This window comes from Lysobacter sp. HA35 (assembly GCF_054061195.1).
On record NZ_JBSSDY010000001.1, the window covers coordinates 702,887 to 716,845 of the forward strand.

General features: G+C 66.5%; 14 protein-coding genes and 3 tRNA genes. 10 read left to right on the forward strand and 7 right to left on the reverse strand.

Translation table 11 applies throughout. From position 1 onward, the window contains the following. Nucleotides 1-137: 137 nt before the first annotated feature. The 6 genes from recA (at nucleotide 138) to ACVWZN_RS03670 (ending at nucleotide 5,602) form a co-directional block, all read left to right on the forward strand. The gene (gene recA / locus ACVWZN_RS03645; RefSeq protein ID WP_456952651.1) at nucleotides 138-1,166 is read left to right on the forward strand and encodes a recombinase RecA; all 1,029 of its coding nucleotides are present in this window, start codon (nucleotides 138-140) and stop codon (nucleotides 1,164-1,166) included. Between the two features lie 560 nt (nucleotides 1,167-1,726). Continuing rightward, nucleotides 1,727-2,155, forward strand: a complete 429-nt coding sequence (locus ACVWZN_RS03650; protein WP_456952652.1) for a regulatory protein RecX — start codon at nucleotides 1,727-1,729, stop codon at nucleotides 2,153-2,155. A gap of 123 nt (nucleotides 2,156-2,278) precedes the next feature. Next, complete coding sequence (gene alaS / locus ACVWZN_RS03655) at nucleotides 2,279-4,942, forward strand: alanine--tRNA ligase (protein ID WP_456952653.1); 2,664 nt, start codon at nucleotides 2,279-2,281, stop codon at nucleotides 4,940-4,942. A gap of 116 nt (nucleotides 4,943-5,058) precedes the next feature. Continuing rightward, nucleotides 5,059-5,262, forward strand: coding sequence for a carbon storage regulator CsrA (csrA, locus tag ACVWZN_RS03660; protein ID WP_027082928.1), 204 nt, complete (start codon nucleotides 5,059-5,061; stop codon nucleotides 5,260-5,262). Nucleotides 5,263-5,328: 66 nt separating this feature from the next. After that, a tRNA-Ser gene (locus ACVWZN_RS03665) sits at nucleotides 5,329-5,421 on the forward strand. Between the two features lie 104 nt (nucleotides 5,422-5,525). Continuing rightward, a tRNA-Arg gene (locus tag ACVWZN_RS03670) sits at nucleotides 5,526-5,602 on the forward strand. A gap of 141 nt (nucleotides 5,603-5,743) precedes the next feature. Here the strand turns inward: ACVWZN_RS03670 and ACVWZN_RS03675 are convergent. The 5 genes from ACVWZN_RS03675 to ACVWZN_RS03695 all read right to left on the reverse strand — a co-directional run bounded on the left by ACVWZN_RS03675 (nucleotide 5,744) and on the right by ACVWZN_RS03695 (nucleotide 9,987). Continuing rightward, nucleotides 5,744-6,580, reverse strand: coding sequence for an alpha/beta hydrolase family protein (locus ACVWZN_RS03675; protein ID WP_456952654.1), 837 nt, complete (start codon nucleotides 6,578-6,580; stop codon nucleotides 5,744-5,746). Then, entirely contained in the window at nucleotides 6,577-7,371 is a 795-nt protein-coding gene (gene thiD / locus ACVWZN_RS03680; protein WP_456952655.1) for a bifunctional hydroxymethylpyrimidine kinase/phosphomethylpyrimidine kinase, read from the reverse strand. The genes ACVWZN_RS03675 and thiD overlap by 4 nt, the downstream gene beginning before the upstream one ends. Next, a complete protein-coding gene (locus ACVWZN_RS03685) occupies nucleotides 7,368-8,765 on the reverse strand; it encodes a PhoH family protein (RefSeq protein WP_456952656.1) in 1,398 nt (465 codons plus the stop codon). Before ACVWZN_RS03685 ends, thiD begins: the two co-directional genes overlap by 4 nt. A gap of 74 nt (nucleotides 8,766-8,839) precedes the next feature. Further along, nucleotides 8,840-9,322: a peroxiredoxin gene (locus ACVWZN_RS03690; protein WP_456954705.1), complete on the reverse strand. Its 483-nt coding sequence runs from the start codon at nucleotides 9,320-9,322 to the stop codon at nucleotides 8,840-8,842. Continuing rightward, the gene (locus tag ACVWZN_RS03695; RefSeq protein WP_155914272.1) at nucleotides 9,319-9,987 is read right to left on the reverse strand and encodes a glycine cleavage system protein R; all 669 of its coding nucleotides are present in this window, start codon (nucleotides 9,985-9,987) and stop codon (nucleotides 9,319-9,321) included. Before ACVWZN_RS03695 ends, ACVWZN_RS03690 begins: the two co-directional genes overlap by 4 nt. A gap of 57 nt (nucleotides 9,988-10,044) precedes the next feature. On the opposite strand from ACVWZN_RS03695, the gene dapA reads away from it, so the two are divergent. Beyond that, a complete protein-coding gene (dapA, locus tag ACVWZN_RS03700; protein ID WP_456952657.1) occupies nucleotides 10,045-10,947 on the forward strand; it encodes a 4-hydroxy-tetrahydrodipicolinate synthase in 903 nt (300 codons plus the stop codon). A gap of 13 nt (nucleotides 10,948-10,960) precedes the next feature. After that, a complete protein-coding gene (locus ACVWZN_RS03705; RefSeq protein ID WP_456952658.1) occupies nucleotides 10,961-11,455 on the forward strand; it encodes a hypothetical protein in 495 nt (164 codons plus the stop codon). Between the two features lie 71 nt (nucleotides 11,456-11,526). Here the strand turns inward: ACVWZN_RS03705 and fdxA are convergent, their stop codons facing one another. Further along, nucleotides 11,527-11,850, reverse strand: a complete 324-nt coding sequence (fdxA, locus tag ACVWZN_RS03710) for a ferredoxin FdxA (RefSeq protein WP_456952659.1) — start codon at nucleotides 11,848-11,850, stop codon at nucleotides 11,527-11,529. Nucleotides 11,851-11,974: 124 nt separating this feature from the next. Next, a tRNA-Glu gene (locus ACVWZN_RS03715) sits at nucleotides 11,975-12,050 on the reverse strand. A gap of 103 nt (nucleotides 12,051-12,153) precedes the next feature. Here ACVWZN_RS03715 and pcnB point away from each other — a divergent pair. Next, nucleotides 12,154-13,467: a polynucleotide adenylyltransferase PcnB gene (pcnB, locus tag ACVWZN_RS03720; protein ID WP_456952660.1), complete on the forward strand. Its 1,314-nt coding sequence runs from the start codon at nucleotides 12,154-12,156 to the stop codon at nucleotides 13,465-13,467. After that, the gene (gene folK / locus ACVWZN_RS03725; protein WP_456952661.1) at nucleotides 13,464-13,958 is read left to right on the forward strand and encodes a 2-amino-4-hydroxy-6-hydroxymethyldihydropteridine diphosphokinase; all 495 of its coding nucleotides are present in this window, start codon (nucleotides 13,464-13,466) and stop codon (nucleotides 13,956-13,958) included. Before pcnB ends, folK begins: the two co-directional genes overlap by 4 nt. Nucleotide 13,959: the final 1 nt, after the last annotated feature.

Consider the following 13,959-nt stretch of genomic DNA (forward strand, 5'->3'; position numbering starts at 1 on the left):
ACGGCCGCCGCATGCGTCGTCCGATCCCTGTGTGCGACCACTCGTCGCACAGTTCATCTGCCGATGCCATCGTCTCAATGCGTGCGATGTCCGGCCCCTAGAGTCTTCCTACACCAATGAGCAACAGGAACCCTTCAATGGATGAGAACAAGAAGCGCGCACTTGCAGCCGCTCTCGGCCAGATCGAGAAGCAGTTCGGCAAGGGCTCGGTCATGCGCATGGGCGATCGCGCCGTGGAAGCCGTCGAAATCGTCGGCACGGGTTCCCTGATGCTGGACATCGCGCTCGGCATCGGCGGTCTGCCGCGCGGCCGTGTCGTCGAAATCTACGGCCCGGAATCGTCGGGCAAGACCACGCTGACGCTGCAGGCGATTGCCGAATGCCAGAAGAAGGGCGGCACCGCAGCCTTCATCGACGCCGAGCACGCGCTTGATCCGATCTACGCCGCGAAGCTCGGCGTCAACGTCGACGACCTGCTGCTCTCGCAGCCGGACACCGGCGAGCAGGCGCTCGAAATCGCCGACATGCTCGTGCGTTCGAATGCGGTCGACATGGTCGTCATCGACTCGGTCGCCGCGCTGACGCCGCGTGCCGAAATCGAAGGCGAGATGGGCGACCAGCTGCCGGGTCTGCAGGCCCGCCTGATGTCGCAGGCGCTGCGCAAGCTCACCGGCAACATCAAGCGCTCGAACACGCTGGTGATCTTCATCAACCAGCTGCGCATGAAGATCGGCATCATGATGCCGGGCCAGAGCCCGGAGACCACGACGGGTGGTAACGCGCTGAAGTTCTATGCGTCGGTCCGTCTCGACATCCGCCGCATCGGCTCGATCAAGAAGGGCGAAGAGATCATCGGTAACCAGACCCGCATCAAGGTCGTCAAGAACAAGCTGGCGCCCCCGTTCAAGCAGGTCGTTACCGAAATCCTCTACGGCGAAGGCATCTCCCGCGAGGGCGAGCTGATCGACATGGGTGTCGATGCCAAGCTCGTCGAGAAGGCGGGTGCGTGGTACAGCTGCGACGGTGAGCGCATCGGCCAGGGCAAGGAAAACGCCCGCACGTTCCTCAAGGAGAACCCGGCGATGGCGGCGAAGCTCGAAGCCGCGCTGCGCGAGAAGTTCGTGCCGCAGGAGATCAACCCGGCTGAAGCCGAGGCGGACGCCTGATCGAGGCGATGGGCCGGCCACGTCCTTCACGTGATCGCGAAACGGCCCCGGGCGAAGAGCCCGGGGCCGAGTCGTTTGCGCGACCGGGCCGCGACGCTGCGCCGCAGGGCATTGTTCGACTTTCGGATCTGTTCTCGCCGTCGGATTTCGACGGCGGCGCGAGTCCAATAGCCGTGCGGCGCTCTGCACAGGCGGCGAAGCGGCCTCCCGCGGTCAACGACCGTGATCGATCGCCGCGTGCCGACCTGAGTCGCGATGCGGACGGCGTGGCGGATGCCACAGATCCTGCCGGCGTCCATCAGCGGTCCGCCATGCATGGGCGGTCGCCACGAGTCGCCGGTCCCGCCGGCCCTAGACGGTTCGATGCGGCCGTCGAGCCCGATCGTGCATACGACCGATCGGCCGCCGCGAACCACGCACGCGGCCCCACTTGCGATGACACGACGTCGGTCCCGATCGCGGAGGACGCGCTCGACGCTGGCCCCGCGTACGAAAGCCTCTTCGGACCCAATGCCGACACCCGCAAGCACCCCAAGCGCGAACGCAAGCCCGCGACCGCATTGCAACGCGCGCTTGGCCTGCTGACGCGGCGCGAACACTCGCGCAAGGAACTCACCCGCAAGCTCGTGACGCGTGGCGTCGACGCCGGGGAAGTCGAGACCGCGGTCGAAAAGCTCGTCGCCGCCGGCTGGCAGGACGACCGTCGCTTCGCCGAAAGCCTCGTCCGCAGCCGCGCATCGAACGGCTACGGGCCGCTCCACGTCCGCGCGGAACTCGCCACTCATGATCTTCCCAGTGAGGTCCAGCAGGCGGCGCTCGAGGACTTCGAAGGCGACTGGACGGAAATCGCCCGCGACCTCGTCACCCGGCGCTTCGGCCGGATCGACGACGCGCGGCTTCGCGAGCGCAAGGCGATGGACTACCTGATGCGTCGCGGCTTCCCCGGCGATGTCGCCCGCGCCGCCGCACGTTTCACGACTGGCGACTGACCGGTCCATCCGCGGCCGCATGCGGCGCCGCAGCGCCTGCTACTCTTCGGGGTCCTCCCAGTGCCTGCTGGCTGCCTTTCGGCGGCCGTCCGGCTGCACCGCGTCCAGACGAACTGCTCCCGTATGAAAACCACGTCCGAAATCCGCAGCGATTTCATCGAATTCTTCCGCAGCAAGGGCCACACCATCGTTCCGTCGGCGCCGCTGGTTCCGGCCAACGACCCGACGTTGCTGTTCACCAACTCGGGCATGGTGCAGTTCAAGAACGTGTTCCTCGGCAGCGAGAAGCCGGGCTACGTGCGCGCGGCGGACGTGCAGCGCTGCCTGCGCGCGGGCGGCAAACACAACGATCTCGACCAGGTCGGCTACACCGCGCGCCACCACACGTTCTTCGAAATGCTCGGCAACTGGTCGTTCGGCGATTACTTCAAGAAGGACGCGATCGCCTGGGCGTGGGAGCTGCTGACCAAGGTCTGGGGCCTGCCCGCCGAGCGCCTGCTGGTCACCGTCTATCACAACGATGACGAAGCCTTCGACATCTGGCATCGCGACATCGGTCTGCCCGTGGATCGCATCGTCCGCATCGGCGACAACAAGGGTGCGCCGTATGCGTCCGACAATTTCTGGCAGATGGCCGACACCGGCCCCTGCGGCCCGTGCACGGAAATTTTCTACGACCACGGCGCGCACGTCGCCGGCGGTCCGCCGGGCTCGCCCGATGAAGACGGCGATCGCTACATCGAGATCTGGAACAACGTCTTCATGCAGTTCGACCGCCAGCCCGACGGCACGCTCGTGCCGTTGCCGGCGCCCTGCGTCGACACCGGCATGGGCCTCGAGCGCATGGCGGCCGTGCTGCAGCACGTGCACAGCAATTACGAGATCGACATTTTCCGCCACCTGATCGGTGCAGCCGCGAAGCTCACCGAGCGTTCGGATCTCGACAACAAGTCGCTGCGCGTCATCGCAGACCACATCCGCGCGTGCTCGTTCCTCATCGTCGACGGCGTGATGCCGTCGAACGAAGGCCGCGGCTACGTGCTTCGCCGCATCATCCGCCGCGCGATCCGCCACATCTGGAAGCTCAACGGCCTTACCGCCGACGGCACGTTCTGGAAGATGGTCGCGCCGCTGGTCGAGGTGATGGCCGACGCGTATCCGGAGATCGCGACCAAGCGCGAGTTCGTCGAGCGCGCGCTCAAGGCCGAGGAAGCCGCATTCGCGCAGACGCTCGACGCAGGCATGCAGCGCCTCGAAGGCTATTTGTCGCGCAATAACGGTCGCATCGACGGCGAACAGCTCTTCCAGCTGCATGACACCTACGGTTGCCCGCCGGATCTGATCGCCGACATCGTGCGCGAGCGCGATGGCGCCGAGCTGGAGCCGTCGGCGATGGAGGACTACGAGCGCCTGATGACCGAGCAGCGCGAACGCGCACGCGCGTCCGGCAAGTTCGGCAGCACGACCACGCTGTCGGCCGAGCTCGCGGCGCAGATGCCACCGACCGAGTTCCTCGGCTACGACAAGCTCGTCGATGGTGGCCTGCAGGTTCTGGCGATCCTCAAGGACGGCCGCGCCGTCGAATCGATCGAGGCGGGCGACGAAGCGGTCGTCATCCTCGATCGCACGCCGTTCTACGCCGAGAGCGGCGGACAGGTCGGGGACGCGGGCGAACTCGACGAGAAGGGCGTGCGCTTCGTCGTTCGCGACACGTTGAAGTTCGCGGGCCAGTTCCATGGCCATGTCGGTGCGCTGCAGTCCGGGCGACTGTCGCGCGGCGATCGCGTAATGGGTTCGGTCGACGGCACGCGCCGTGCGGCGACGGTGCTCAACCACTCGGCGACGCACCTGCTGCATTCGGCGCTGCGTCGCGTGCTTGGCGAGCATGTGCAGCAGAAGGGCTCGCTGGTCGCACCCGACCGACTGCGCTTCGATTTCTCGCATTTCCAGCCGGTGACGCCGGACGAGATTGCGGAGGTCGAACGCCAGGTCAATGCCGAAATCCGCGCGAATCATTCGGCCGAAGTGCATCACATGGACATGCAGGAAGCACTCGACTTCGGCGCGCTCGCGCTGTTCGGCGAGAAGTACGGCGATCGCGTGCGCGTGCTGCGCATGGGCGATACGTCGACCGAACTCTGCGGCGGCACGCACGTGTCGCGCACGGGTGACATCGGCTTCTTCAAGATTCTGTCCGAGAGTGGCGTCTCGGCCGGCGTGCGCCGCATCGAAGCGGTGACGGGGCAGGGCGCGCTCGACTACGTCGCGTCCGAACTGAATCGCCTGGACGAGGCCGCACGCCTCGTGGGTTCGCCGCGCGCGGAGGTGTCGGACAAGCTGCGTGTGCTGCTCGATCGCCAGCGTCGCCTGGAACGCGAGCTGGAATCGCTCAAGGCCAAGGCTGCGTCCGGTGCCACCGCGGACCTCGCATCGTCGGCCGTCGACGTCGACGGCATCAAGGTCGTCACGGCCCGTCTGGAAGGATTCGACGCCAAGGCGCTACGCGACGCTGTCGACCGGCTCAAGCAACAGCTGGTCGATGCCGTTGTAGTTCTTGCGGGCGTCCAGGATGGAAAAGCATCGCTCGTCGCGGGTGTGGGCGGACGCGCGCTCGGTCCGGTGAAGGCGGGCGACCTGCTCGGGCAGGTTGCGCGACAGATCAACGGAAAGGGTGGCGGTCGGCCAGACATGGCGCAGGGCGGTGGCGATGACGTCCCCGCACTGGCCGCCGCGCTTGCAGGAGTGGCCGGGCTCGTAAAGGAACGTACTGCCGCTGCAGGAGTGTGAACCGCTTCCTTGCAGCATGAAATGGCCGCTCGCTACCATGGCGGGCGTTTGTGTCCAAATATTGTGCGTGGCAGAGGCTGCGCGCCCGGCGGAGATGCCGGATCAAGGAGGTCGTAATGCTCATCCTGACGCGTCGCGTCGGCGAAACCCTGATGATCGGCGACTCGGTGTCCGTCACCGTGCTCGGCGTGAAGGGTAATCAGGTGCGGATCGGTATCACCGCACCGAAGGACGTCGCGGTTCACCGCGAAGAGATTTACCAGCGCATCCAGCGTGGCGGTGACGTACGCGACGAGGCGGCGGACGGCACGCAAGGATGACGATTGCCGCATTGCGGCCGGGGCGTTAACATCCCGGCCTCGCGGCGATTGCAGCGAGTAATTCCCGGAGACGTGCCCGAGAGGCCGAAGGGGCTCCCCTGCTAAGGGAGTATGGGGTCAAAAGCTCCATCGAGGGTTCGAATCCCTCCGTCTCCGCCAGTTGTATAGCCACGCAAGTGGCAAACGATCGCGGTAAAACCTCCGCGATCATCATCGAAAAGCGTTGACGAACATTGCATCGAACGTCATAATTTTTTGACTACGCGCCCGTAGCTCAGCTGGATAGAGCACCAGGCTACGAACTTGGGGGTCGGAGGTTCGAATCCTTCCGGGCGCGCCATACAAGACGAAGAGACCGACAGGAAACTGTCGGTCTTTTTGTTTGTGCGTTCGATAAGTTCGATGCGTTATTTGCGGGAAATCGAGCAATTCTCCCGGTCGACGTGCTTTCGAAGCGCGCACGCGTCGACGCAGTCGGGGTTCAGTGCGCGTCGAGCAGGGCTGACACGACTTCGGTTGGCGCCTTCATCCACGCAAAGTGGTCGTCGCGCGCGCCGAGTTTGGCGGCGTCGAGACGTGTAAACGCCGTCGACACGAGCCGCATCTTTCCCGTCAGGTAATCGAGCGACGAGCGCGGCGCGAGCCAGTCGTTCGCGAACAGCACGGCCGTCAGCGGCGAAGTAACCGCTGCGAGCTTCGGTTCGATATCGCCGACACCGGGCGCGGTGTAGCAACCTGTGAGCCCCGTACGCGACCAGTCGCGAATCACGCCGCGCGCTTCATTGCCGCCGAAGCCGATGCGCCGCCCAGGCAGTGCGCCGAACCACGTCGCCAGCGCGTTGAGTAGTTGATATGCGAGCGGAAGGCCGAAGCGCAACGGGCGCGGAAATGCACGCCAATACGGTGCGCCACTCGCGACCAGCCACAAGTCGTCCGCGGGCTGTGCAGCCAATCCCTGCGTGCAGCTGGCGAGTTGTCCTCCGAGGCTGTGGCCGCCCAGCACGTGCACGCGCCCGAACACGTTCGATGCGGCTTCGAGCGTCGCCGGGATATCGACCGTAAGAAGTTCGCGGTACGCCCAGTCGACCGATCGCGACGCGCGCAGCGAGCTGCTGCCGAAGCCACGCCATTCGTGCACGGCGACCGCAATACCGCGTGATGCAAGCTCGCGCGCGAACGCTTCATAGCTGCGTGCGGGTACGCCGAGCGCGGGGAGCCACACGAGGCATCGATCCACGCGCTCGCCTTGCGCAATCAGTGCCTCCCAACGATGCCCGTCCGCCGCAGTCACCGGCGTCCACCGCACATCCACATTCATCGCGCAGCGCCGAAGTGGTCGAGAACGGTGACGTCACTACGACCCGGCTTGTAACCAAGTGCGAGTGCGCGATGCACATAGTCCGTCGCGCGCGAGCAGGCAACCGCCAGCGATTGCCCGAGCGCGAGCTCCGCCGCGATCGCCGACGCCAGCGTGCAGCCGGTGCCATGTCCACGTGCATCGAGCCGCGCATGCTCGAAGCGTTCGACACGCCCACCGGGCATCGCGAGCGTGTCGATCAGCGGTCCGTCGCCGCGCAGATGGCCGCCCTTGAGCAGCACACCGCGTCCGCCGCGTTCGATCAGTCGCTGTGCGGCGTCGAGCGCGTCATCGGCATCGATGATGTGGCGCGCGAGCAACACTTCGGCTTCCGGAACATTCGGCGTCAGCACCGCTGCGATGGGCAGGAGTCGATCGAGCACCGCGCTGATCGCCGTGGGATCGAGTAGCGACGCACCCGACGTCGCGATCATCACCGGATCGACCACAACAGGCACCGGATGCTGGCGTTCGAGCGCGTCGGCCACCGCATGGATGACCTCCGCGTTCGCCAGCATCCCGAGCTTCACCGCGCCGATGTCGAAGTCTTCGAAGCACGCGTCGATCTGCTCGGCGATGAAGGCCGGATCCGTCACCACGATGCCCGTGACGCCGCGTGTGTTCTGGGCCGTCAACGCGGCGATCGCACTCAGGCCGTGCACGCGATGCGCGGCGAACGTCTTGAGATCCGCCTGGATTCCGGCGCCGCCGCCGGAATCCGATCCGGCGATCGTGAGGACGGAGACCGTCACAGCACGTCGGAGGCGAAGTCGGCCAGACGCGAGCGCTCGCCGCGACGCAGCGTGATGTGCGCGCTGTGCGGCCACGCCTTGAAGCGATCGACGACGTAGGTGAGGCCGGATGTGGTTTCCGTGAGGTACGGCGTATCGATCTGTTCGAGGTTGCCTAGGCAGACGATCTTCGTGCCGGGGCCGGCGCGCGTGATCAGCGTTTTCATCTGCTTGGGCGTGAGGTTCTGTGCCTCGTCGAGGATCACGTAGCGCGACAGGAACGTGCGGCCGCGCATGAAGTTCATGGAGCGGATCTTGATGCGCGAGGCGAGCAGGTCGTTCGTTGCCGCGCGTCCCCAACTACCACCTTCCTGGTTGCTCGTGAGCACTTCGAGGTTGTCGGTCAGCGCGCCCATCCACGGCGTCATCTTTTCTTCTTCCGTGCCGGGCAGGAAGCCGATGTCCTCGCCGACGCTCACCGTGGCGCGCGTCATGATGATTTCGCGATAGATCTGCTGGTCCATCGTCTGCGCAAGCCCCGCGGCGAGCGCGAGCAGCGTCTTGCCGGTGCCCGCGGTGCCGAGCAGCGAAACGAAGTCGACCTCGGGATTCATCAGCGCGTTGAGCGCGAAGTTCTGCTCGCGATTGCGCGCGTGGATGCCCCACACCGCGTGCTGTGGCGAGCGGAAGTCGTCGACGATCTGCAGGCGCACACGGTCGTCGTCGACAACGACGACGCGCAACTCGGCATCTTCATCGCCCGGCAGGTGCAGGAACTGGTTCGCGTACCAGTCGTCGCCATCGACGCGCCCCACTTCGTAGTACGTGCGGCCGCGCTCCGTCCACGAACGCATGCCCTTACCGTGGCGCTGCCAGAAGTCCTCGGGCAGGGCAGTGACGCCGGTATAGAGCAGGTCGAGGTCGGACAGGGCGCGGTCGTTCTCGTAGTCCTCCGACAGCAGGCCGGCGATCGCGGCCTTGATGCGCAGGTTGATGTCCTTCGACACCAGCACGACTTCCGTGCCCGGCTCGCGGCTCTGCAGCGCTTCGACTGCACCCAGGATGGCGTTGTCGGCAATCGCGGCGCCGAAGCGCGTGGACGCCTCGTCCGGCTTGGTCTGGAAGCGCAGGCGGCCGATCTTCTGCACGCCGCGCAGGTTCAGCCCCTCGGGCTGGACCAGCGGCACGCCGGCGACGAGCGCCTCGTGGCCGGCGGACTGGATCAGTTCGTTGAGGTAGCGACTGGCCTGGCGGGCGTTACGGCTGGCTTCGGAGGTGCCTTTCTTGCCCCGGTCGAGTTCCTCGATCACCTGCATCGGCAGGTAGACGTCGTGCTCCTCGAACCTGAACAACGCGGTCGGGTCGTGCATCAGGACGTTGGTGTCCAGCACGTAGATCCGCTTGCCTGCCGTCATCTGCCGCTCCGTGATGCGCGCGGTCGCGCGCGACACCTGCACCATACCGCCGCGCTCGTGACGCGAGAAGCGGATCAGGCGGACTGGAGCTCGCGCAGCGTCGAGAGCACCGCGGCGGCGTGGCCGGGCACCTTCACCGGGCGCCAAGCCTGCGCGACGCGGCCATCGGGGCCGATCAGGAACGTGCTGCGCTCGATGCCGACGTAGTCGCGGCCGTAAAGCTTCTTGGGCTTGATGACGTCAAACGCCTTGCACACCGATTCGTCGGCGTCGCTGGCGAGGTCGAACTTGAAACCCTGCTTGGCGCAGAAGTTCTGGTGCGACTTCAGCGAGTCGCGCGACACACCGACGATCGTCGCGTTCGCGGCGTCGAAATCACCGAGCAGCGAATTGAAGTCGAGGCCTTCGGTCGTGCAGCCCGGCGTGCTGTCCTTCGGATAGAAGTAGAGCACCAGCCAGCGACCGCGATAGCTCGACAGACGGCGCGTCTGCCCGCTCGACAGCGCGAGGTCCAGATCGGGAACGAGGTCGCCGGTATCGATCGCCATGTCGATCAGAACTTCATCGGGTCCATGATCGCGTCGAGGTTCAGGTGATCGCAGAACTCGAGGAAATCGTCGCGTAGCGCGGCGATGTGCATGCTCGACGGCACGCCGATCGTGAGCTGCGCGGAGAACATGTCGGCGCCGGTCTGCATGGCGCGGTAGCGCGAGCAGTGCAGGGTTTCGATGGTGATGCCCTGGCGGTCGAAGAAATCCGCCAGCTGGAACAGGATGCCGGCCTTGTCGGCGGCAACCACTTCGACCACGTACGGGAGAAGGCTGGACTGCACGGGCTTCGGGCCGGTGCGATACCACACGAGCTTCAGGCCTTCCTCGCGCTCCAGGCGCGTCAGCATGGCCTCGAGCTTGGCGACCGCGTCCCACGAGCCGACGGCGAGCGCGGTCACTGAGACGTCGCGGCCCACGGTCGACAGGCGCGCATCAACCATGTTGCAACCGCTGTCGGCGATCCGTCGCGTGACCATGAGCAACGGCGACGCGGGATGAACCGTGTACGCGTTGATCAGCAGGTAATTTTCGTTCGGCGACGGCCGGGCAGCGGTGTCGGTCAAGGCGGCGCCTGCGATGGTGGGGTGGGGACCCGGCGGAAACGCCGGCGGAAGGCCGCGATCCGCGGTCGGACAGGATACTTGCCGCCGGTTTTTCGCCGCAAGTAACATCCGGGGCGCGCATACTGCGCGTCCCCACGACTTTTCCGCGCTCCGCGGAGGCCTTCCTTGCGACTGAGCGGCAGCATTACCGCGCTGGCGACGCCCTTCGACGCGTCCGGCGAACTCGATCTCGACGCCTGGCAGCGGCTGCTGCGCATGCAGCTCGACGCCGGCACCCAGGCCGTCGTGGTGGCCGGCTCGACCGGCGAGGCCGCCGCGCTGCTCGATCCCGAATACGACCTCCTGCTGCGCACTGCGGTCGAGTCCGTCGGTGGCCGCATTCCGGTTCTCGCGGGTACGGGAACGTCGAACACGCTGAAGACGATCGAACTGACGCGCCGCGCCGCGGCGCTCGGTGCCGACGCCGCGCTGATCGTCACGCCGCCGTATGTGCGGCCGACACAGGCCGGCCTGGTCGCGCATTACCGCGCGATCGCCAACGACGCCGCGTTGCCGGTCGTCCTCTACAACGTGCCCGGCCGCACGGGCTGCGACATGCTCCCGGAGACCGTCGCCGAACTCGCCGGCCATCCGCGCATCGTCGGAATCAAGGAAGCGGTGGGCGACGCCGAGCGCATGACCGCGCTGCTCGCGCTGCGTGACGAGAACTTCGCCGTGCTCAGCGGTGACGACCCGACCGCCGCACGCGCCATGCTTCAGGGTGCCGACGGCATCATCTCGGTCGCGTCGAACGTCGTGCCCGGCATGTTCCGCCGTCTCGCCGACGCCGCGCGCTCGCGCGATGCACGCACGAATGACATCGATGTGCAGCTCACCGGTTTGTACGATTTCCTCGGCGTCGAGCCGAACCCGATTCCGGTGAAGGCGATCCTGTCGCGACTCGGCGTCGGCCACGGCCTGCGCCTTCCGCTGACGGATCTTTCGCCAGCGCATATCGATGCCGCGACGCGTTTCGCCGGCATCGCCCAACAACTCGAAAACGCCTGTCGCGACGCCGTCGCGGCCTGAACCCGGAGTCTTCATGTCCAAGCTGTCCGTCTTCGCCCGCACCTCGCTGGCTGTTGCGATCGTCGCCACCGCCTCGGGTTGCAGCTGGTTCCACCACGGCTCCGACAAACTGTACGCCGGGCCGGCCGAGTCGCGCCCGCTCGAAGTGCCGCCGGATCTCGATGCGACCGCGACCACGCCGGCGACGTCCGCCAGCGCGACCGCGTCGGGCACCCAGCAGGCTGCAGCGTCGTCTTCGGCGCTAGGCTTCACCGTGCAGGGCACGCGCGACGACGTATTCACCCGCGTCGGCACCGCGCTCGGTGGCGTTGCCGGCCTGACGATCGCCAATCGCGCACCGCTGATCGGCGCGTACGACGTCAACTACAGCGGTTCGAACTTCCTCGTGCGCGTCGCAGCGGCCGAGGGTGGCGTCTATGTGTCCGCAGTTGATCCGCGCGGGCTGCCCGCGACGGGCGACGCCGCGCGCCGTCTGGTCGGCGCACTCAAGGCTGCACTCGCGCCGTAACGCGCGTCGTTGCCGGATACGAAAACGGGCGCTCAGGGCGCCCGTTTTTTGTGTCGCGATGTCGGTGTCGATCAGCGTTCGAGCATCGGCAGCTTGTCGGGAACGCCTTCCCACTCCTTCGCGTCCGGCATGCCGTCCTTGCGCGCGGTGATCGCCGGCCACGCCTTCGACAGCTCGGCATTGAGCGCGATGAACGCTTCCTGCCCGGCGGGGACGTCGTCCTCAGGGTAGATCGCGTTGATCGGGCATTCCGGCTCGCAGAGCGTGCAATCGATGCACTCGTCCGGATCGATCACCAGGAAGTTCGGGCCTTCGCGGAAACAGTCGACCGGACAGACCTCGACGCAGTCGGTGTATTTGCACTTGATGCAGTTCTCGGTGACGACGAATGGCATGTTGGCGTTTCCGTTGAGGTGGCCGGATTATTCCCGACGCTTAAACGAAACAACCCGCGCATCGCTGCACGGGTTGGCGGTGTGGCCTGTCGCGACTCGAACCTGTGCGCCGGACCGTGTTGTATGGCGCTCCCTACGGGATTCGAACCCGTGTTTTAGCCTTGAGAGGGCCACGTCCTAGGCCTCTAGACGAAGGGAGCAGGGAACACGCTGGAAGCTCCGTCCAGCGCGGCTGGTAGTATAGGCGGGCTCAGTGTCCCGCGGCAATGGGCCGACCTCTCCACTTCGCGGCGCTGCCCGCTGATGACCGACGATTCCGACGCTTCCCTGACGATCATTCCACGCGACGCGCACAACGTTTCGCGTCGCGACATCAGCCCCAATGCGCTGCGTGTGTTGTACCGGCTGCGCGAGTCGGGCTTCGGTGCCCACCTCGTCGGCGGCGCCGTGCGCGACCTGCTCATCGGCGGCCATCCGAAAGACTTCGACATCGCGACCGACGCGACGCCGGAACAGGTGCGCGGATTGTTCCGCAACTGCCGCCTGATCGGCCGCCGGTTCCGGCTCGCGCATGTCGTGTTCGGACGCGAGATCATCGAAGTCGCCACGTTCCGCGCCGCACAGCCGGCCGATGACGACGTCGAAGCGCACGAGGTCGAGCAGGTGGTGCGCGACAACGTGTTCGGCAGCATCGAAGAAGACGCGGTGCGTCGCGACTTCACCGCGAACGCGCTGTACTACTCGATCGAGGATTTCTCCATCCGCGACTACGTTGGCGGCTTCGCCGACGTGCAGGCGCGCATTCTTCGATTGATCGGCGACCCCGAGCGTCGTTACCGCGAAGACCCGGTGCGCATGCTGCGCGCGGTGCGGTTGTCGGCGAAGCTGGGCTTCACGATCGAAGCCGCGACCGCCGAACCGATTCCGCGCCTCGCACCGCTGCTTCGCGAAGCAGCGCCCGCACGCCTGTTCGAGGAATGCCTGAAGCTGTTCCTGTCGGGACACGCGGTGCAGAGCTTCCTCGGCCTGGAAGCGCACGACCTGCTGCCGGTGTTGTTCCCCGAGGCCGCTGCCGCGCTTCTCTCTAACCGCAGTGGTGCCTTGCGCCGGATGGTGCTGAAGGGCTTGGCCGACACTGATGCGCGCGTCGCGGCGGAGGAGCCCGTGTCGCCGGCGTTCCTGTTCGCGTTGTTGCTGTGGCCCGCGTACTGCCGTGCACTTGCACGCCTGCAGGCGGACGGCGTCAATGCGCCCGAAGCGCAGCAACGCGCGGCCGATCGCGTGACGCTGCACCAGATGGACGTCATCGCGTTGCCGCGTCGGTTTACGTTGCCGATGCAGGAAATCTGGTTGCTGCAGACGCGTTTCTCGCAGCGCCAGCGTCGTCGCGTGTTCCGCCTGCTGTCGCATCCGCGTTTCCGCGCGGCATTCGATTTCCTCGTGCTGCGCCTGACCGCATCCGACGAACACAACGCTGACGTCGAGTTCTGGCGCGAGGCGCAACAGCATCCGGATGCCGCGGTCGGTAACGCCGAAGCTGCAGTGGAAGACGAGGAGAACGGGGAACGTCCGCGCCGCCGACGTCGTCGCCGTCGCACGGCGGGCGGCCCTGAGTGAACGCGCCGGTCGAGGCCTACATCGGGCTCGGCGCGAACATCGGTGACGCGGCTTCGACGATCCGTCTCGCGTTCGAGCAGCTCGACGCGTGCGACGGCATCCGTGTCACCGCGCGCTCCAGCTTCTACCGCACACCCGCGTGGGGCGTGACCGAGCAGCCGGACTTCATCAACGCCGTGGCGGAGGTCGCGACGACGCTGTCGCCTCAACAGCTGCTGGCCGCGCTGCTGCACCTCGAGCGCGACGCCGGGCGCGACCGTCGCACCGCGCTGCGCTGGGGCCCGCGCGAGCTCGACCTCGACCTGCTGCTCTATGGCGACGTCGTCATCGAAGAAGACGGCCTGCGCGTGCCGCATCCGCATCTTCACGAGCGGGCCTTCGTCCTTGTGCCCCTGGCGGAGGTCGCGCCGACGCTGGTCGTGCCGGGCCACGGGCCGGTCGCAGCGTTGCGCGAGCGCGTGGCGACCGGCGACATCGAGGCGCTACGCTAGG